Genomic DNA, 17439 nt, shown 5'->3' on the forward strand with positions numbered 1-17439 from the left:
AATACCCCGCACCGAATGTAAAAATTCCTCCAGAGATTTTGGAGACTCGTCATGCCGCACCTCGAAGCCGTAACCACCGCGCCAACCCGCGCCGATGTCTGGAACGTCAGTAACGCCCATTGCCTGGCGCAGTATCAGATTCTCGCCGAGGCTGAGCCGGACTTGCTGGTGCGGGTGCTCAACCTGTTCGCACTGCAATTCCTCACACCGGAACAAGTCAACGTGCAGCGCATGGATGACTTGATGTCGATCGACATTGTCATGGGCGGTTTCAGTTGGCATCGCGCGCAAGTGATCGCGGAAAAACTTCGTAACTTGATCAGCGTTTGCTCGGTGAACCTGCAAAACGCCGACAGCTTCTGGGATGCACCCGCGCAAGCCGCTGGCTGACAAATCCGGCAACGGCTTCGTCGGGTAGTGGCCCAACGGTCTGCGGGGCCACGACTATCCTTTTGCGCACTGTCGCTCAAAAGGAAGCCCGCATGTCCGTTCAACTCGCCACTCAGGACCGCTGGCTGGAACTCAACGAGGTGTTGCGTGAGCTGGTCGCACAGGGCTTCATCTGCCAGGACTCGGCGGAACAAGCGCTGAATGCGCGCCGTCGCCACGCCGCCCATGGCCAGATGCACCCGCTGGAATTCATCGCCACTCAGCAACTGGATGACCTCAGTCGTCCGGGCAAACACCTCGACCTGGAAAGCCTCACCCTGTGGCTGGCGCAGCAAGCCGGCCAGCCGTATTTGCGCATTGACCCGCTGAAGATCAATGTCGCCGCCATCACACCGTTGATGTCCTACGCCTTCGCGCAACGGCACAGGATTCTAGCGGTGGCGGTCGACCGTGATTCGGTGACCGTGGCCAGCGCTCAACCCTACGTTACCGGCTGGGAAGCCGATCTGACCCATGTGCTGAAGCTGCCGATCAAACGGGTGGTGGCCAACCCGGTGGACATCCAGCGCTTCAGCGTCGAGTTCTTTCGTCTGGCCAAATCGGTGAGCGGCGCAAGCAATGCCGACGCCCAGAGCGGCAACCTCGGCAATTTCGAGCAACTGCTCAATCTTGGCGCCAGCGATCAGGAGCCGGACGCCAATGACGCGCACATCGTCAACATCGTCGACTGGTTGTTCCAGTACGCTTTCCAGCAGCGCGCCAGTGATATCCACATCGAACCCCGGCGCGAGCAAGGCACCGTGCGCTTCCGCATCGATGGCGTGCTGCATAACGTCTATCAATTTCCCCCGCAGGTGACCATGGCGATTGTCAGTCGCCTGAAAAGCCTCGGGCGGATGAACGTCGCTGAAAAGCGCAAACCCCAGGACGGCCGGGTCAAGACCAAGACCCCGGACGGCGGCGAAGTCGAGCTGAGGCTTTCAACGCTACCCACAGCGTTCGGCGAAAAAATGGTCATGCGGATTTTCGACCCGGAAGTGCTGCTCAAGGACTTCGATCAACTGGGTTTCAGCGCCGACGACTTGCGCCGCTGGCAAGACATGACCCGCCAGCCCAACGGCATCATTCTGGTCACCGGGCCGACCGGTTCGGGCAAGACCACCACGCTGTACACCACGCTGAAAAAACTGGCGACGCCGGAGGTCAACCTCTGCACCATCGAAGACCCGATCGAAATGGTCGAGCCGGCGTTCAACCAGATGCAGGTGCAGCACAACATCGACCTGAGCTTCGCCGCCGGCGTGCGCGCACTGATGCGGCAAGACCCGGACATCATCATGATCGGCGAGATCCGTGATCTGGAAACCGCTGAAATGGCGATTCAGGCGGCGCTCACCGGACACTTGGTGCTGTCGACATTGCACACCAACGACGCCCCCAGCGCGATCAGTCGTCTGCTCGAACTCGGCGTGCCGCACTACCTGATCAAAGCCACCGTGCTCGGGGTCATGGCGCAACGACTGGTGCGCACCTTGTGCCCGCATTGCAAGGCACCGCTGACGCTGGCAGAGGAAGACTGGCAAACCCTGACCCGTCCGTGGCAGGCGCCGCTGCCGGGCAATGCACAACGGGCCATCGGCTGCATCGAATGCCGCGACACCGGTTATCACGGCCGCGCCGGGGTCTACGAAATCATGCAACTGAGCGACAACCTCAAAGCGTTCATCACCCCGGATACCGATCTGACGGCGATACGCCGCCAGGCATTCAAGGAAGGCATGCGCAGCTTGCGTTTGTCCGGCGCGCAGAAAGTCGCGGCGGGGCTGACCACGGTTGAGGAAGTGCTGCGGGTGACGCCGCAGAGTGAGCAGAAATAACCCGGCACGGAACTGGATCGGGGGATTGGCAATCCAACGCCACAGTTAACCCCCAGGAGTCATCTCATCATGCGTCTCAAACTTGCTGTCGCCACACTGGCCTTGCTGTCCCTTCCCGTTGGTTCGGCCATGGCGGACAGCTTTTGGCGTAACGTCATTTCGTCCGGTGCCACCACCGGTTCGACCTACCTGACCTTCAAGGATCACAAGCTGATCATCGCCGCACAGGACGATGCCGGCAGTTTCGTTGCCAGTGACGGCGGCATTCGTGGGCCGTATCTGGAAGCAGCGATGCAGAAAGTCCGCGCCGACAATCCGGGCCTGCAGGCTTCGGACATGGAACTGGCGAATGCGATTCTGGCGAAGAATGCCGTGGCTTCCGAGTAAGTCTTTCGCCAACAGAAATGCCGCTCGATCGAGCGGCATTTTTTTGCCCGGACTTCAGATTCACCCCATAACCCTGTGGGAGCGAGCCTGCTCGCGAAAGCAATCTTTCACTCAACATTTTCGGTGACTGAATCACCGCTTTCGCGAGCAGGCTCGCTCCCACAGGGGAAGGTGTGCTTGCCGGGAAATCAGCGGTAATCGTCCACCGGGACGCACGCGCAGAACAGGTTGCGGTCGCCGTAAACGTTATCCACCCGATTTACCGCTGGCCAATACTTGTGCGCCTTGGTGTGCGCATCCGGGGTAACGCCTTGTTCGATGCTGTACGGCCGCTCCCACACCCCGGTGACATCCGCCAGGGTATGCGGCGCTCGTTTCAGTGGGTTGTCCTCGGCCGGCCAGTTGCCGTTCTGCACTTCAGTGATTTCTGCGCGAATACTCAGCATGGCGCCGATAAACCGATCCAGCTCCGCTTTGGATTCACTCTCGGTCGGCTCGACCATCAAGGTCCCCGGCACCGGGAAGGACATGGTCGGCGCATGGAAGCCGTAATCCATCAGGCGCTTGGCGACGTCTTCTTCACTGATTCCGGTCTGCGCCTTCAATGGCCGCAAATCCAGAATGCATTCATGTGCCACGCGCCCGTTGCGCCCGGTGTACAAAACCGGAAACGCACCGGATAAATGTTGCGCCAGGTAATTCGCTGCCAGAATCGCCACCTCGCTGGCATCCGCCAGTTGCGGGCCCATCATGGCGATGTACATCCAGCTGATCGGCAGAATGCTCGCACTGCCCCACGGTGCCGCACTGACCGCTGTGTTCTGCGGTTGCGGCCCGTCAATCGGCACCACCGGGTGATTGGCCACGAACGGCGCCAGATGCGCGCGCACGCCAATCGGTCCCATACCCGGTCCACCGCCGCCATGGGGAATGCAAAAAGTCTTGTGCAGATTCATGTGCGAAACATCGGCGCCGATATCTGCCGGGCGTGCCAAACCGACCTGCGCATTGAGGTTGGCGCCATCCATGTACACCTGGCCGCCGTGCTGGTGGATAACTTCGCAGATTTCACTGATGCCCTCTTCGTACACGCCGTGGGTCGACGGATAGGTCGCCATCAGACAGGACAGTTTCGCCCCGGCCTCGGCGGCCTTGGCTTTCAAGTCATCGAGATCAACGTTACCGGCCTCGTCGCACTCAACGATCACCACCCGTAACCCGACCATCTGCGCCGAGGCCGGGTTGGTGCCGTGAGCCGAGGACGGAATCAGGCACACATCACGCCCGCCCTGCTGGCGGCTCTCATGATATTTGCGAATCGCCAGCAGCCCGGCGTATTCACCCTGCGCGCCCGAGTTGGGCTGCATGCAGATCGCATCGAACCCGGTGATTGCGCACAGCCAGCGCTCCAGCTCTTCGATCATCAGCGTGTAACCGACCGCCTGCTCTCTCGGCACAAACGGATGCAAGTTGGCGAATTGCGGCCAGGTGATCGGGATCATTTCGCTGGTGGCGTTGAGTTTCATGGTGCAGGAACCCAGCGGGATCATCGACTGGTTGAGCGCCAGATCCTTGCTCTCCAGTTGTTTGAGGTAGCGCAGCATCTCGGTTTCGCTGTGATGGGCGTTGAACACCGGGTGGCGCAGGTACGGGGATTTGCGCTGAAGGTTGTCGGGGATGCCAGAGCTCAGGGCTTCAGCGTCAAGTTCATCGACGTTCAACCCATGATCGGCACCCAGCAATACATCGAACAGCTTGGCCACCGTGCTTTCATCGGTTGTCTCATCAAGACTCAGCCCCACACGGCCGCGGCCAAGAATTCGCAGGTTGATCTGCGCAGCTTGAGCGCTTTCGATGATCGCCGTTTGCGCACCGCCGACGTCCAGCGTCAGCGTGTCGAAAAACTGCGCATTGACCCGGTTGATGCCTTTTCGCTCAAGTCCCACCGCCAGAATGCAGGTCAGCCGATGCACGCGCTGGGCGATCCGTTTCAACCCTTCAGGCCCGTGATAGACCGCGTAGAAACTGGCAATGTTGGCCAGCAGTACCTGCGCCGTGCAGATGTTCGAATTGGCCTTCTCGCGGCGGATATGTTGCTCGCGGGTTTGCAGGGCCATGCGCAGCGCCACATTGCCCCGGGCGTCCTTCGACACACCGATGATCCGCCCCGGAATCGCCCGTTTGTATTCCTCACGGCTGGCAAAGAACGCCGCATGCGGGCCGCCGTAACCCATGGGCACGCCGAATCGTTGAGACGAACCGAACACCACATCCGCGCCCAATTCGCCCGGCGGCGTCAGCAACAACAGACTCAACAAATCCGTCGCGACGCAGGCCAGCGCCTGCTGCGCATGCAGATGATCGATCAAGGGCCGCAGATCGTGAATCTCGCCGTGGGTGTCGGGATACTGCAACAACGCACCGAACACCTGATGCTGTTTCAAGTTATCCACAGCGTCGATGATCAGCTCGAAGCCGAAACCTTCCGCGCGGGTCTGCACCACGGAAATGGTCTGGGGATGACAGTTCTCATCGACAAAAAACAGATTGCTCTTGGACTTCGCGACGCGCTTGGCCAGCGCCATGGCTTCCGCCGCTGCCGTGGCTTCATCGAGCAGCGAGGCGTTGGCCAACTCCAGACCGGTGAGGTCGATGGTCAGTTGCTGAAAACTCAGCAGCGCTTCGAGTCGGCCCTGCGCGATCTCGGGTTGATACGGCGTGTACGCGGTGTACCAGCCGGGATTTTCCAGCACATTGCGCAGGATGACGGTTGGCGTCAGGGTGCCGTGGTAGCCCATACCGATCAGGCTGGTCCAGACCTGATTCTGCTCGGCGTAACTGCGCAGTCTGGCCAGCGCGGCTTGTTCATCCAGCGCGGGTGGCAGGTCGAGCGCGCGATTGAAGCGAATGCCCGGCGGCACCGTTTGCTCAATCAGTTCGACCCGGCTGCCGAGGCCAAGGCTGTCGAGCATCGCCTGCTGTTCGGCGATGTCGGGACCGAGGTGGCGGCGCAGAAAAGCGTCGGGATCGCGTAACTGGCTCAGGGACGGCAACTGGGACATGACGGGCTCTCTCTTGGCTGGCGCTCGGCGTCAATGCAACACGGTCAAACCAGCATAGCAGCCGATGTGGCAACCCATTTTCAGTGCACCGCATACCCCTGTAGGAGTGAGCCTGCTCGCGATAGCGTTCCTTCAGACGCCTTAAGGCTGACTGACCCACCGCTATCGCGAGCAGGCTCACTCCTACAGGGGATTGCATCGTGCATGAAAAAGCCCCGACGAGTCGGGGCTTTGGGGTGTTGCTTAACGCTTACTCGCCAATGGCAGCCTTGTACGCCGCAGCATCCAGCAGCTTGTCCAGCTCAGCCTTGTCGCTTGGCTTGAGCTTGAAGATCCACGCGCCATACGGGTCGGAGTTCAGTAGCTCAGGCGAGCCGCCCAGCTCTTCGTTGATCGCGATGACTTCACCGCTGACCGGCGAATAGATGTCGGAAGCAGCTTTCACCGACTCGACCACACCGGATTGATCACCGGCAGCGAACACCTTGCCCACTTCGGTCAGCTCGACGAACACCACATCGCCCAGCGCTTCCTGCGCGTGATCGCTGATGCCCACGGTGACGGTGCCATCGGCTTCCAGACGTGCCCATTCGTGACTTTCGGCAAAACGCAGTTCGGCAGGGATATCGCTCATCTTCGGTGTCCTCAAGAAATTGTCAGCGGTCTGCCCGCCGGAAAAAGGTTAGATCAAGGTTTTGCCATGGCGTACGAACGTCGGTTTGACCACCCGTACCGGGTACCACTTGCCACGGATTTCCACTTCGGCGCGGTCGGCGGTTGCCATCGGAACACGCGCCAGGGCAATCGATTTGCTTAGCGTAGGAGAGAAACTACCACTGGTGATCTCCCCTTCGCCAACATCGGCGATACGAACCACTTGATGAGCGCGCAAAACACCGCGCTCTTCCAGCACCAGACCGACCAGTTTGTGCGCAACACCAGCGGCTTTTTCCGCCTCCAAAGCAGCGCGACCGATGAACTGGCGCGTGGCCGGCTCCCAGGCGATGCTCCAGGCCATGTTCGAAGCCAATGGCGAAACGTCCTGATGAATGTCCTGGCCGTACAGGTTCATACCGGCTTCGACACGCAGGGTGTCACGGGCACCGAGGCCGATCGGGGAAATGCCGGCACCCACCAGATCGTTGAAAAAACCCGGCGCCTGACTGGCCGGCAGGCAGATTTCCAGGCCATCCTCACCGGTATAACCGGTACGGGCGATGAACCAGTCACCGTCGGTGTAGCCTTCAAAGGGTTTGAGGTGCTGGATCAGCGTGGCGCGGGACTGGGTGACCAGTTCGGCAATCTTGTGCCGGGCCTGCGGGCCTTGAATGGCGAGCATCGCCAGTTCGGAGCGCTCGTGCAGTTGCACGTCGTACTTGCCGAGCTGCGCGTTCATCCAGGCCAGATCCTGATCGCGGGTAGAGGCGTTGAACACCAGGCGATAACAGTCATCGAGACGATAGACAATCATGTCGTCGACGATGCCGCCGCGCTCATTAAGCATGGTGCTGTACAACGCACGGCCGGGGCGGTGCAGGCGGTCGACATCATTGGCCAGCAAATGCTGCAGCCAGGCCTTGGCCTGGGGGCCGGTGACATCGATCACGGTCATGTGGGATACATCGAACACCCCGCAATCGCGGCGCACTTCGTGGTGCTCCTCGACCTGCGAGCCGTAATGCAGAGGCATGTCCCAACCGCCAAAATCGACCATCTTCGCGCCGAGGGCGAGATGCAGGTCATACAGAGGCGTACGCTGTCCCATGGGTTTCTCCTTCCGGGCGTGGCGAAGGTGCGGACAGTCGCTGCACAGCGTGAAAGCCTTGTAATAGAAGGCTTTCAGCCAATTTCAGCGAAAAGATCTGTCAGACGAACCGCACCGAATGCCGCGCATTGTAGCCGCATGATTCATGACTCACTACTAAGTGTTTCGATGGGCGGAGCGGCGAATCAGGCCGATGACCGGTAACAATCCAACCAGAACCAGGGTCAGCGCTGGCAATGATGCACGCGCCCATTCGCCTTCGCTGGTCATTTCAAAGATGCGTACGGCCAGCGTGTCCCAGCCAAACGGGCGCATCAGCAGGGTCGCGGGCATTTCCTTGAGCACATCGACGAACACCAGCAACGCCGCGCTCAATGTGCCGGGCAGTAACAGCGGCAGATACACTTTGAAAAACAGTCGCGGCCCACTGACACCCAGGCTACGTGCCGCTTCAGGCAAAGATGGCCGTATACGCGCCAGACTGCTTTCCAAGGGTCCGTAAGCAACTGCGATGAAGCGCACCAGATAGGCCATCAACAACGCTGCCAGACTGCCGAGCAGCAACGGTTTGCCCGCACCGCCGAGCCAGCCTGAAAGCGGGATCACCAGTTCGCGATCCAGATAACTGAACGCCAGCATGATCGACACCGCCAGCACCGAACCCGGCAAGGCGTAGCCAAGATTGGCCAGACCAACGCCGGAGTTGATCGCCTGCGTGGGTGCCAAGCGCCGGGCAAACGCCAGCAACAAAGCAACGCTGACAGTAATCAACGCGGCCATGCCGCCCAGATACAGGGTGTGCAGGATCAGCCCGGCGTAGCGCTCATCGAGATCGAAACGCCCGCGCTGCCAGAACCAGACAACCAGTTGCAGCACCGGAATGACGAAGGCGCAGGCGAACACCAGGCCGCACCAGCTCATCGCCGCGAAAGCCTTGAGTCCACGCAAGTGATACAGAGCTTTCACCCGAGGTCGCTCGTTACTTGCCCGGTTGGCGCCACGCGCGCGACGTTCGCCGTACAGCACCAGCATCACCACCAGCAGCAACAGGCTGGCCAGTTGCGCCGCGCTCGACAGGCTGAAGAAGCCGTACCAGGTTTTGTAGATCGCCGTGGTGAAGGTGTCGAAGTTGAACACCGACACGGCACCGAAATCTGCCAGGGTTTCCATCAGCGCCAGCGCCACGCCCGCACCGATGGCCGGACGCGCCATGGGCAACGCCACGCGCCAGAAGGCTTGCCACGGCGATTGCCCGAGCACCCGCGCCGCTTCCATCAGGCCTTTGCCTTGGGCGAGGAACGCCGTGCGCGCCAGCAGGTAAACGTAGGGATAGAAGACCAGCACCAGCACGATAATCACCCCGCCGGTGGAGCGCACCCGTGGCAGGCGCAGACCGGTGCCGAACCATTCCCTGAGCAGTGTCTGCACCGGGCCGGCGAAGTCGAGCAGGCCGACGAAAACGAAGGCCAGCACATACGCGGGGATGGCGAACGGCAGCATCAGCGCCCAGTCGAGCCAGCGCCGCCCGGGGAATTCGCAGAGGCTGGTGAGCCAGGCGAGGCTGACACCGAGCAGCGTCACACCGACACCCACGCCAACGACCAGCGTCAGGGTGTTGCCCAGCAGGCGTGGCATCTGGGTTTCCCACAGGTGCGACCAGATTTGCTGATCGATGGTTTGCCAAGAGAGCAGTAGAACGCTCAGGGGCAACAGCACCAGCGCGGCGATGGCGAAGACGATGGGGTACCAGCGGCGTTGGGCGGGGTGGGCCACTTTTGGGTCTCTGGGGGATTGGGTGTTCTTGGATTGAGTATTTCAGGTTGGGATTGCTGCCCTCACCCTAGCCCTCTCCCGGAGGGAGAGGGGACTGACCGCGTAGTTTATGAGAATTACGCCGACCTGAGATATCGAGTCGAACTCAAGTTTCGAAAACAACACAGATCGGCTCCCTCTCCCTCCGGGAGAGGGCTGGGGTGAGGGCAGCGATCTAAAGTGAACAGTGTTATCGGAAAAGCCTCAATTCCAACCCGCCCGATCCATCATCCGGATCGCCTCGGCCTGACGCTTGCCCGCCACTTCCACCGGCAAGGTATCAGCAATGAATTTGCCCCACGCCGCCACTTCTTCCGAAGGTGCCACCGCCGGGTTGGCCGGGAATTCCTGGTTCACGTCAGCGAAAATCTTCTGCGCCTCAGGCGTGGTCATCCACTCAACCAAAGCCTTGGCCGCTTCCGGGTGCGGCGCATGTTTGGTCAGGCCAATGCCCGACAGGTTCACGTGCACACCGCGATCGGCCTGATTCGGCCAGAACAGTTTTACCGGCAACTCCGGCTTCTGCTTGTGCAGGCGACCGTAGTAGTACGTGTTGACGATGCCAACGTCGCACTGCCCGGCATTGATCGCTTCGAGCACCGCAACGTCATCGGAGAACACGTCGGTGGACAGGTTGTTGACCCAGCCCTTGAGGATTTTTTCGGTTTTCTCGGCGCCATGGACTTCGATCATGGTCGCGGTCAGCGACTGGTTGTAGACCTTCTTCGCCGTGCGCAGGCACAAACGCCCTTCCCAATTCTTGTCAGCCAGTGCTTCGTAGGTGGTCAGTTCGCCCGGTTTCACCCGTTCGGTGGAGTAGGCGATGGTCCGCGCGCGTAGGCTCAGACCGGTCCAGGCATGGCTGGACGAGCGATACTGCAGCGGAATGTTGGCGTCGATGGTCTTCGAAGTGAACGGCTGCAGGATGCCCATCTGCTCGGCCTGCCAGAGGTTGCCGGCGTCAACGGTGAGCAGCAGGTCGGCGGTAGCATTTTCACCCTCGGCCTTGATGCGCTGCATCAGCGGCGCTTCCTTGTCGGTGATGAACTTGATCTTCACCCCGGTCTTGGCGGTGTAGGCATCGAAGACCGGTTTGATCAGTTCATCGATGCGCGACGAGTAAACCACCACCTCATCAGCGGCCTGGGCCGTGGTGCTACCGATCAGGGTCAGGGCCAGTGCGGTCAGAAGACGCTTGGGTGCCAACATGGGAGTGGTCTCTCGGTCGGGAAATGTGGGCCAAATGATAAGGACTCACATTTACCACCTCAATCGAACTCTTTTTGAAGGAGTTACCAGATGTTGCACAGTTTGAAAATTGTGGCGCCTGGACGGGCGCCATCGCGAGCAGGCTCACTCCTACATTTGAAATGCGATCCCCTGTAGGAGTGAGCCTGCTCGCGATGAGGCCATTAGCAGCAACGAAAAGATCAGGGCTTGGCCAGCGCCGGAAGATCCCCGGTCAACCCAAGGGCTTCACGCACAAACAGCGCCTTCGCTTCCGGCATCTGCTCCACCAGCTTCAACCCGGCATTCCTTAACCAACGCACCGGCAACGGATCGGCCTGAAACAACCGCTCAAACCCTTCCATCGCCGCCATCAGCGCGAGGTTGTGTGGCATGCGCCGACGCTCGTAACGGCTCAGCACTTTCACATCCGCCAAACGCTCACCGCGCTCGGTCGCCTGCAACAGCACTTCGGCCAGCACCGCCGCATCGAGGAAACCCAGGTTCACCCCCTGCCCCGCCAACGGGTGAATGGTGTGCGCCGCATCGCCGATCAGCGCCAGGCCTTCAGCCACGTAACGCTTGGCATGACGCTGACGCAGTGGCACGCACAGGCGCGGGTCGGCACTGATGACTTCGCCCAGACGACCTTCAAAAGCGCGTTCCAGCTCCCGGCAGAAATCCGCTTCGTCCAGCGCCATCAAGCGCTCGGCCTCACTCGGCGTGGTCGACCAGACGATCGAACACCAATCCTGCTGCCCGTCACGCTCCAGCGGCAAAAACGCCAACGGCCCGTGATCGGTAAAACGCTGCCACGCAGTCATCTGATGCGGCTTGCTGCTGCGCACGCTGGTAACGATGGCGTGATGCAAGTAATCCCACTCACGCGTCGCCACACCGGTCAGACGTCGCACTGCCGAGTTGGCACCGTCAGCGGCAATCACCAACGGCGCACGTAACTGACGACCGTCAGCCAGCGTCAGCAGCCAGTCATCGCCCGAGCGGCGCATCTGTTCCAGCCGCGCGTTGGCCAGCATGCCCAGATCACAATCGTGCAAGCGATCGAGCAAGGCATCCTGCACCACACGGTTTTCGACGATATGGCCAAGCACCTCGGCGTGCACACTGCTCGCCGAGAAATGGATCTGCCCGGTGCCGCTGCCGTCCCAGACATGCATGTCGGTGTACGGGCTGCTGCGGCGCTTGGCGATGCCTTCCCAGACGCCGAGACGTTCAAGAATGCGCTGGCTGGCTGCCGACAAGGCACTCACTCGCGGTTCAAACGCGGCTTCGGCGTCGAAGGGTTTGACGCTCAGCGGGCTGCCGTCGAGCAGCAGGACTTCCAGCCCGCTGTCCTGCAACGCCAACGCCAGGGCGCTGCCGACCATTCCGGCTCCGACAATCAGCAGATCTGCGCGCATTTCCATGCTTTAAGCCTGTCTCGCTTGCGGCTTGAGCCGCACGTAAAGGGTTTTACCGACCCGCGCCACCAGATTGCCGGCGCCGTCATGAATGTCGACCTGCAACTGCGGCAGGTATTTCTCGCCATTGGCGGTCTGCCGGCGAATCTCGGCGAGCAAGGTCTCGTCGATATTGAAACGGGCGAACACCGGGCCTTTGCCCGGCGCGATGAAATCGATGTCGGCAGCCTTGTCCCAGACGATGTAACGCGAGCCGAGGTTTTCCATAAGCATCAGCATGAAGAACGGATCGACCATCGAATACAGGCTGCCGCCAAACTGGGTGCCGACGTAGTTGCGGTTGTACCAGCCGAGGCCCATCGACACCTGCACATCGCGAAAGTCATCGCTGATGTGCCTAACTCGTACACCGGCGCCAAGATAAGGCGGGTAGAACGTCATCACCCAGCGCATCAACCGCGCCTTGCCGAATTTAGCGGTCAGCCACTTAAGCATCCGGACGCGTTCCCAAGCCCATGGCCTGACGCGCAAACCAGCGCTTGGCCGGCGGCAGCAGATCGAGGCCGAGCAGGCCGATATTACGGCCCAGCGAAACCAGCGGCTGCGTGCTGCCGAACAGGCGCGTGACCTGATCGGAGAAACCGACGGTGAGATCCTGATCGAGACGCTGACGCTCGCGATACGCCTGCAACGTGGCGAAATCGCCCAGTGGCTTATCGCTGCCGAGCAAGGCAGCGGCCAGTGCATCGGCATCACGCAGTGACAAGTTGAAACCCTGACCGGCAATCGGGTGCAGGCTGTGCGCCGCGTTGCCGAGCACGGCCAGATGCGAGCGCACCTGCTCTTCGGCCTCGACCAGCGTCAGCGGATAAAGATGCCGCGCGCCAACCTGTTTCAACGTGCCGAGGCGATATCCAAACACGCCCTGCAATTCGCTGAGGAAATCGCGCTCGCTCAAATCGGCCAGACGCTGCGCGTCCATGCCCAGACGGGTCCAGACCAAAGCGCAGCGGTTTTCCGGCAGCGGCAGCAAGGCCATCGGCCCTTCGTCGGTGAAGCGTTCGAAGGCCATGCCATTGTGCGCTTCGCTCGGGGTGATGTTGGCGATCAGCGCGCTCTGGTTGTACGGACGCTTGCGCACGTTGATGCCCAACTGTTCGCGCAGCCCGGAGCGACCGCCATCGGCGAGCACTGCGAGGTCGCATTCCAGCGTGGTTTCATCGTTGAGGGTCAGGCGATAACCGTCGGGCAACGGTTCCATGCGCGTGACTTCTGCCGGGCAGCGCCAACTGATCACGTCTTTGTCGATGTGTTGCCACAGGCACTGGCCGAGCCAGGCGTTTTCCACCACGTAACCGAGTGCCGGCACGCCCTCTTCCATCGCCGACAAACGCGCGGTGGAGAAGCGGCCACGGTCGGAAACGTGAATCTGTTTGATCGGCTCGGCGCGGCGGGAGATTTCCTGCCACACGCCCAAGCGTTGATAAATCTGTCGCGAACCGAAGGACAGCGCCGAGGAACGTGCGTCGTAGCTCGGCTGCCAGCTGTCGCCGGGGGCGAACGGCTCGATCAGCACGATCTTCCAGCCACGGGCCTTGGCCCCGGCCTGCAAGGCCAACGCCAGACTGGCGCCGACCAGACCGCCACCGATGATTGCCAGATTGACTCGACTCATGCCGCGTGTGTCCTTGCTTGTGCCATCAGCGCTTCGATTTCAGCGACGGTTTTCGGCACGCCGCTGGTGAGGATTTCACAACCCGTTTTGGTCACCACCACGTCGTCCTCGATGCGCACGCCGATGCCGCGCCATTTCTTCGCGACGGTCTGATTGTCCGGGGCGATGTAGATGCCCGGCTCCACGGTCAGCGCCATGCCGACTTCCAGCACGCGCCATTCGCCGCCGACCTTGTACTCGCCAACGTCATGCACATCCATGCCCAGCCAGTGACCGGCGCGGTGCATGTAAAAGGCTTTATAGGCTTCGCTGGCGATCAATTCGTCGACCTCACCCTGCAGCAAACCGAGTTTCACCAACCCCGTGGTGATAACGCGAACCGTGGCTTCGTGCGCCTGATTCCAGTGTTTGTTCGGGGCGATTTCGGCGAATGCGGCTTCCTGCGAGGCCAGCACCAACTCGTAGATCGCTTTCTGCTCGGGTGAAAACGTGCCGTTGACCGGCCAGGTGCGGGTGATGTCGCTGGCGTAGCAGTCGATCTCGCAACCGGCGTCTATCAATACCAGGTCACCGTCCTTGAGCACCGCGTCATTCTGCTGGTAATGCAGAATGCAGCTGTTGCGCCCGGCGGCAACGATCGACCCGTAGGCCGGCATCTTCGCCCCGCCCTTGCGGAATTCGTAATCGAGCTCGGCTTCGAGGCTGTACTCGTGGAGCCCGGCCCGACTGGCCTGCATCGCGCGGATGTGGGCTTGCGCCGAGATCCGTGCGGCTTCGCGCATCACCTTCAGTTCTGCCGCCGATTTATACAGGCGCATGTCGTGCAGCAGATGATCCAGGGCAACGAATTCGTTCGGCGGCTGGGCGCCAAGGTGCGCTTTAGAGCGGATCACGTTGATCCAGTCCATCAGGTGACGATCAAATTCGGGGTTGCTGCCCATCGCCGAATACACCCGGTCACGGCCTTCGATCAGGCCCGGGAGGATGTCGTCGATGTCGGTGATCGGGAAGGCGTCGTCGGCGCCGAAGTCGCGGATCGCGCCTTCCTGGCCTGCACGCAAACCGTCCCACAATTCGCGTTCGGCATTGCGCTCACGGCAGAAGAGCACGTACTCGCCATGTTCGCGGCCGGGCATCAGGACGATGACGGCTTGCGGCTCGGGAAAGCCGCTGAGGTACTGGAAATCACTGTCCTGACGGTAGACGTGCTCGACGTCGCGGTTGCGAATAGCGACTGCGGCGGCGGGCAGGATCGCGATGCTGTTGGGTTCCATCTGCGCCATCAGGGCCTTGCGGCGACGGCTGTATTCCGCTTTCGGGATATGGGTCATGGGCAGATGGCTTTCCCTGGCACGCGATTAATGCAGCGACGGCTTGGCGGCTGGCGGCACGTCGGCTTTCTTGGTTTCCGAGAACAGCAGCAGCGGCGCAACGCGCAGGTACTCCATGACTTCCATGTAGTCGGTCTCGCCGTCTTCGGATTCTTCGAGGGCGTCCTGCACTTGGGAAATGGCAGCCAGATCCTGCAGCACTTCGGTGGCTTCAGTGCTGAGCATGCTGCTGTCGCGGCAGTTCAGGCCGAAACCGCTGAGGAAGCCCTGGCACCACTCGCCCAGTGCAGCGGCGCGGTCGGCCAGCGGTGCGTCATCGGTCGGCAGCAGCAGAACGACGGTGACGTCGTCGCCGGTCAGCTCGCCTTTGACCATCTCTTGCAGACCGATCAGGGCGTTGCGGACGTTGTCCTGGATGTCGCCTTCGAGCAGTTCGGCGGCGTCGATCAACCAGCCTTCGTTATCGAAGCCGGCACCGGCGCAGCTGCGCCCGAGCAGCACGCCGTGCAGTTCGGCAGGCGAGACGTTGTGGCCGCTGGAGGTCAGCAGGGTGGCAAAGGCTTGGTACGGGGAATTCGCAATGGTCATGGGCAGCTAGGCGCCAGACGGCGCTATGTCTAGAATGAAGGCCTTGTATCCTACATCGACAGACTCGCCAAGACTATTAAAGGCTGTCCGCCAGCTATCCCATCAGACAGACTCCGACCCAGTGGACACAATGGAAGACACCGACCTGCAAGCGCTGATGGCCAGACTCGAACTGCTGATTGGCCGAGTCGAGCAACTAAAGAGTCAAAACGCACTCTTACTAGCTCAGGAAAAAACCTGGCGCGAGGAACGCGCTCACCTCATTGAAAAAAACGAAATCGCCCGGCGTAAGGTCGAATCGATGATTTCGCGCCTCAAGGCCCTGGAGCAAGACTCATGAGTTCAAGCAATAGCGTCACCGTGCAGATCCTCGACAAAGAATATTCGATCATCTGCCCGCAGGAAGAACGCAGCAATCTGGTCAGTGCCGCCCGCTACCTCGATGGCAAAATGCGCGAAATTCGCAGCAGCGGTAAAGTCATCGGCGCCGATCGCATTGCTGTGATGGCCGCGCTGAACATCACCCATGACCTCTTGCACAAAGAAGAGCGCCCGGATATCCAGGCCAGCGGTTCGACCCGTGAACAGGTGCGCGACTTGCTCGATCGTGTCGATCTGGTCCTCGCCGACGATCAGAACACCACCAAGGGCTGATTCAACTGGCCGCTTGCGGTATACTCGCGGCACTCCCTGGGGTGCTTGCCAGTTGACGATGTCCCTGAGCCGATTCGCACTACCCTGGAAGTTGCACGTTGGGCTGGTGTGCATGTCCGCTAGACGGAAAGCCTTAAAGTCTACTGCATCTTCCACCTTGAACTTTCGGGTTCAAGGGCTAAGTTGACAGCGGTTCTTCCGGGGAGCCTGATTCGAATCCGATGTCGGTGAAAACCGCCATCGGATTTTTTATGCGTACGTTTTTGCATCCATCCTGCCGAAGCCGAACCATGACCGAAGCCACGCTGCTGCCCCGCCCGCAACTCCGCCGCCTGCTGCGCAAGGCACGCCGCTCACTGAGCAAAAGCGAGCAACGCCAGGCCGCCAAAGGCCTGTACCGGCAATTGGCGCAAGACCCGCATTTTCGCCGGGCCAAACATATCTCTCTGTACCTGCCCACCGACGGTGAAATCGATCCGCGCCTGCTGCTGCGTGAAGCACAGCGTCGGGGCAAGGCAACGTACCTGCCGGTGCTGAGTGCCTGGCCACGAACCAAAATGGTCTTTCAGCGAATTCGTCCCGGCGAGAAACTCAAACCCAATCGCTTCCGCATTCTCGAGCCGCGCGCCAATCTGGCGCAGCAGCGCAAGGTCTGGGCGCTGGATCTGGTGTTGTTGCCACTGGTGGGTTTTGACGATGTCGGTGGGCGACTGGGGATGGGCGGCGGCTTCTACGATCGCAGCCTGGCGTATCTGGCGCGGCGTAAAAGCTGGCGCAAGCCGACGCTGTTGGGACTGGCTCATGAGTGTCAGAAGGTCGAACGCTTGGCGCAGGCGAGTTGGGATGTACCGTTACAAGGCACGGTCAGCGACAAGGCGTGGTATTTCGCAGGATAGGACGCCGCGCAGATCAGCGGCGTCGAAAAACCAGTGTCAGCGCTTGAAGGCTGTCGACTGTTGTACTTGTTGCGCGACTTCAATCGGCGCGTCTGCCTTGTTCGACCAAAGGCTCTGCGCGTAACCGGTGGTTACAACGCCCAGACCAAACAAAATGACCAAAGTCCATAGCAAATCCGGTTTGCGTTTCATCGATTGCCCCCCTCAAGGCACATCATCACGATGACAGCAGCGGTTTCCGTTCGTAGGCCGTGCAGCAGCGTCAAGCTTTAAAGGCCGGCATTTTGCGACAACGTGAACCTGCGCGCAAACGCTGACGTCAACCGACTGTCGGTTTGTCATAAAATTGCCCGA

The 17439-nt window shown here is 60.7% G+C and carries 17 protein-coding genes and 1 other RNA gene; 7 read left to right on the top strand and 11 right to left on the bottom strand.

Annotated elements, in window-relative coordinates; translation table 11 throughout:
• The first annotated feature begins 51 nt into the window (after nucleotides 1–51).
• The 3 genes from PspS49_RS28240 to PspS49_RS28250 all read left to right on the top strand — a co-directional run bounded on the left by PspS49_RS28240 (nucleotide 52) and on the right by PspS49_RS28250 (nucleotide 2654).
• Nucleotides 52–390 carry a hypothetical protein gene (locus tag PspS49_RS28240; RefSeq protein WP_150793162.1) on the top strand — a complete coding sequence of 113 codons (339 nt, stop codon included), beginning with the start codon at nucleotides 52–54 and terminating at the stop codon, nucleotides 388–390.
• A 92-nt stretch (nucleotides 391–482) separates the two neighbouring features.
• Nucleotides 483–2267 (top strand): GspE/PulE family protein, encoded by a 1785-nt coding sequence (locus PspS49_RS28245; RefSeq protein WP_127930170.1) that lies wholly within the window; start codon nucleotides 483–485, stop codon nucleotides 2265–2267.
• Nucleotides 2268–2333: 66 nt separating this feature from the next.
• The gene (locus PspS49_RS28250; protein ID WP_174245147.1) at nucleotides 2334–2654 is read left to right on the top strand and encodes a DUF2388 domain-containing protein; all 321 of its coding nucleotides are present in this window, start codon (nucleotides 2334–2336) and stop codon (nucleotides 2652–2654) included.
• A gap of 188 nt (nucleotides 2655–2842) precedes the next feature.
• On the opposite strand, the gene gcvP is transcribed toward PspS49_RS28250, so the two are convergent.
• The 10 genes from gcvP to PspS49_RS28300 form a co-directional block, all read right to left on the bottom strand.
• On the bottom strand, nucleotides 2843–5716 hold the full coding sequence (gene gcvP, locus PspS49_RS28255) for an aminomethyl-transferring glycine dehydrogenase (RefSeq protein ID WP_160042279.1): 2874 nt from the start codon (nucleotides 5714–5716) through the stop codon (nucleotides 2843–2845).
• Between the two features lie 250 nt (nucleotides 5717–5966).
• Entirely contained in the window at nucleotides 5967–6350 is a 384-nt protein-coding gene (gene gcvH / locus PspS49_RS28260; protein WP_160042281.1) for a glycine cleavage system protein GcvH, read from the bottom strand.
• Nucleotides 6351–6398: 48 nt separating this feature from the next.
• Nucleotides 6399–7481 (bottom strand): glycine cleavage system aminomethyltransferase GcvT, encoded by a 1083-nt coding sequence (gcvT, locus tag PspS49_RS28265; RefSeq protein ID WP_038359018.1) that lies wholly within the window; start codon nucleotides 7479–7481, stop codon nucleotides 6399–6401.
• Between the two features lie 156 nt (nucleotides 7482–7637).
• Nucleotides 7638–9254, bottom strand: coding sequence for an iron ABC transporter permease (locus PspS49_RS28270; protein ID WP_160042283.1), 1617 nt, complete (start codon nucleotides 9252–9254; stop codon nucleotides 7638–7640).
• Between the two features lie 243 nt (nucleotides 9255–9497).
• Nucleotides 9498–10502 carry an extracellular solute-binding protein gene (locus PspS49_RS28275; protein ID WP_077574973.1) on the bottom strand — a complete coding sequence of 335 codons (1005 nt, stop codon included), beginning with the start codon at nucleotides 10500–10502 and terminating at the stop codon, nucleotides 9498–9500.
• Between the two features lie 221 nt (nucleotides 10503–10723).
• Complete coding sequence (locus PspS49_RS28280) at nucleotides 10724–11941, bottom strand: 2-octaprenyl-3-methyl-6-methoxy-1,4-benzoquinol hydroxylase (RefSeq protein ID WP_174245148.1); 1218 nt, start codon at nucleotides 11939–11941, stop codon at nucleotides 10724–10726.
• A gap of 9 nt (nucleotides 11942–11950) precedes the next feature.
• Nucleotides 11951–12436 carry a DUF4442 domain-containing protein gene (locus tag PspS49_RS28285; protein WP_127930175.1) on the bottom strand — a complete coding sequence of 162 codons (486 nt, stop codon included), beginning with the start codon at nucleotides 12434–12436 and terminating at the stop codon, nucleotides 11951–11953.
• On the bottom strand, nucleotides 12429–13616 hold the full coding sequence (gene ubiH, locus PspS49_RS28290; protein WP_110718081.1) for a 2-octaprenyl-6-methoxyphenyl hydroxylase: 1188 nt from the start codon (nucleotides 13614–13616) through the stop codon (nucleotides 12429–12431). Before ubiH ends, PspS49_RS28285 begins: the two co-directional genes overlap by 8 nt.
• On the bottom strand, nucleotides 13613–14947 hold the full coding sequence (gene pepP, locus PspS49_RS28295) for a Xaa-Pro aminopeptidase (RefSeq protein ID WP_160042285.1): 1335 nt from the start codon (nucleotides 14945–14947) through the stop codon (nucleotides 13613–13615). Before pepP ends, ubiH begins: the two co-directional genes overlap by 4 nt.
• Before the next feature lie 27 nt (nucleotides 14948–14974).
• A complete protein-coding gene (locus PspS49_RS28300) occupies nucleotides 14975–15535 on the bottom strand; it encodes a YecA family protein (protein WP_007911199.1) in 561 nt (186 codons plus the stop codon).
• A 130-nt stretch (nucleotides 15536–15665) separates the two neighbouring features.
• On the opposite strand from PspS49_RS28300, the gene PspS49_RS28305 reads away from it, so the two are divergent.
• From PspS49_RS28305 to PspS49_RS28320, 4 genes are all read left to right on the top strand, one after another.
• Complete coding sequence (locus PspS49_RS28305; RefSeq protein WP_007911197.1) at nucleotides 15666–15875, top strand: TIGR02449 family protein; 210 nt, start codon at nucleotides 15666–15668, stop codon at nucleotides 15873–15875.
• Nucleotides 15872–16189 carry a cell division protein ZapA gene (locus tag PspS49_RS28310; RefSeq protein WP_034151990.1) on the top strand — a complete coding sequence of 106 codons (318 nt, stop codon included), beginning with the start codon at nucleotides 15872–15874 and terminating at the stop codon, nucleotides 16187–16189. The genes PspS49_RS28305 and PspS49_RS28310 overlap by 4 nt, the downstream gene beginning before the upstream one ends.
• Nucleotides 16190–16219: 30 nt before the next feature.
• A non-coding RNA gene (gene ssrS / locus PspS49_RS28315) (6S RNA) lies at nucleotides 16220–16398 on the top strand.
• An 81-nt stretch (nucleotides 16399–16479) separates the two neighbouring features.
• Nucleotides 16480–17085 carry a 5-formyltetrahydrofolate cyclo-ligase gene (locus PspS49_RS28320; protein WP_160042287.1) on the top strand — a complete coding sequence of 202 codons (606 nt, stop codon included), beginning with the start codon at nucleotides 16480–16482 and terminating at the stop codon, nucleotides 17083–17085.
• A gap of 36 nt (nucleotides 17086–17121) precedes the next feature.
• Here the strand turns inward: PspS49_RS28320 and PspS49_RS29735 are convergent, their stop codons facing one another.
• Nucleotides 17122–17277 carry a hypothetical protein gene (locus tag PspS49_RS29735; protein WP_016985917.1) on the bottom strand — a complete coding sequence of 52 codons (156 nt, stop codon included), beginning with the start codon at nucleotides 17275–17277 and terminating at the stop codon, nucleotides 17122–17124.
• Nucleotides 17278–17439: the final 162 nt, after the last annotated feature.

The organism is Pseudomonas sp. S49 (assembly GCF_009866785.1).
Classification (GTDB): Bacteria; Pseudomonadota; Gammaproteobacteria; order Pseudomonadales; family Pseudomonadaceae; genus Aquipseudomonas.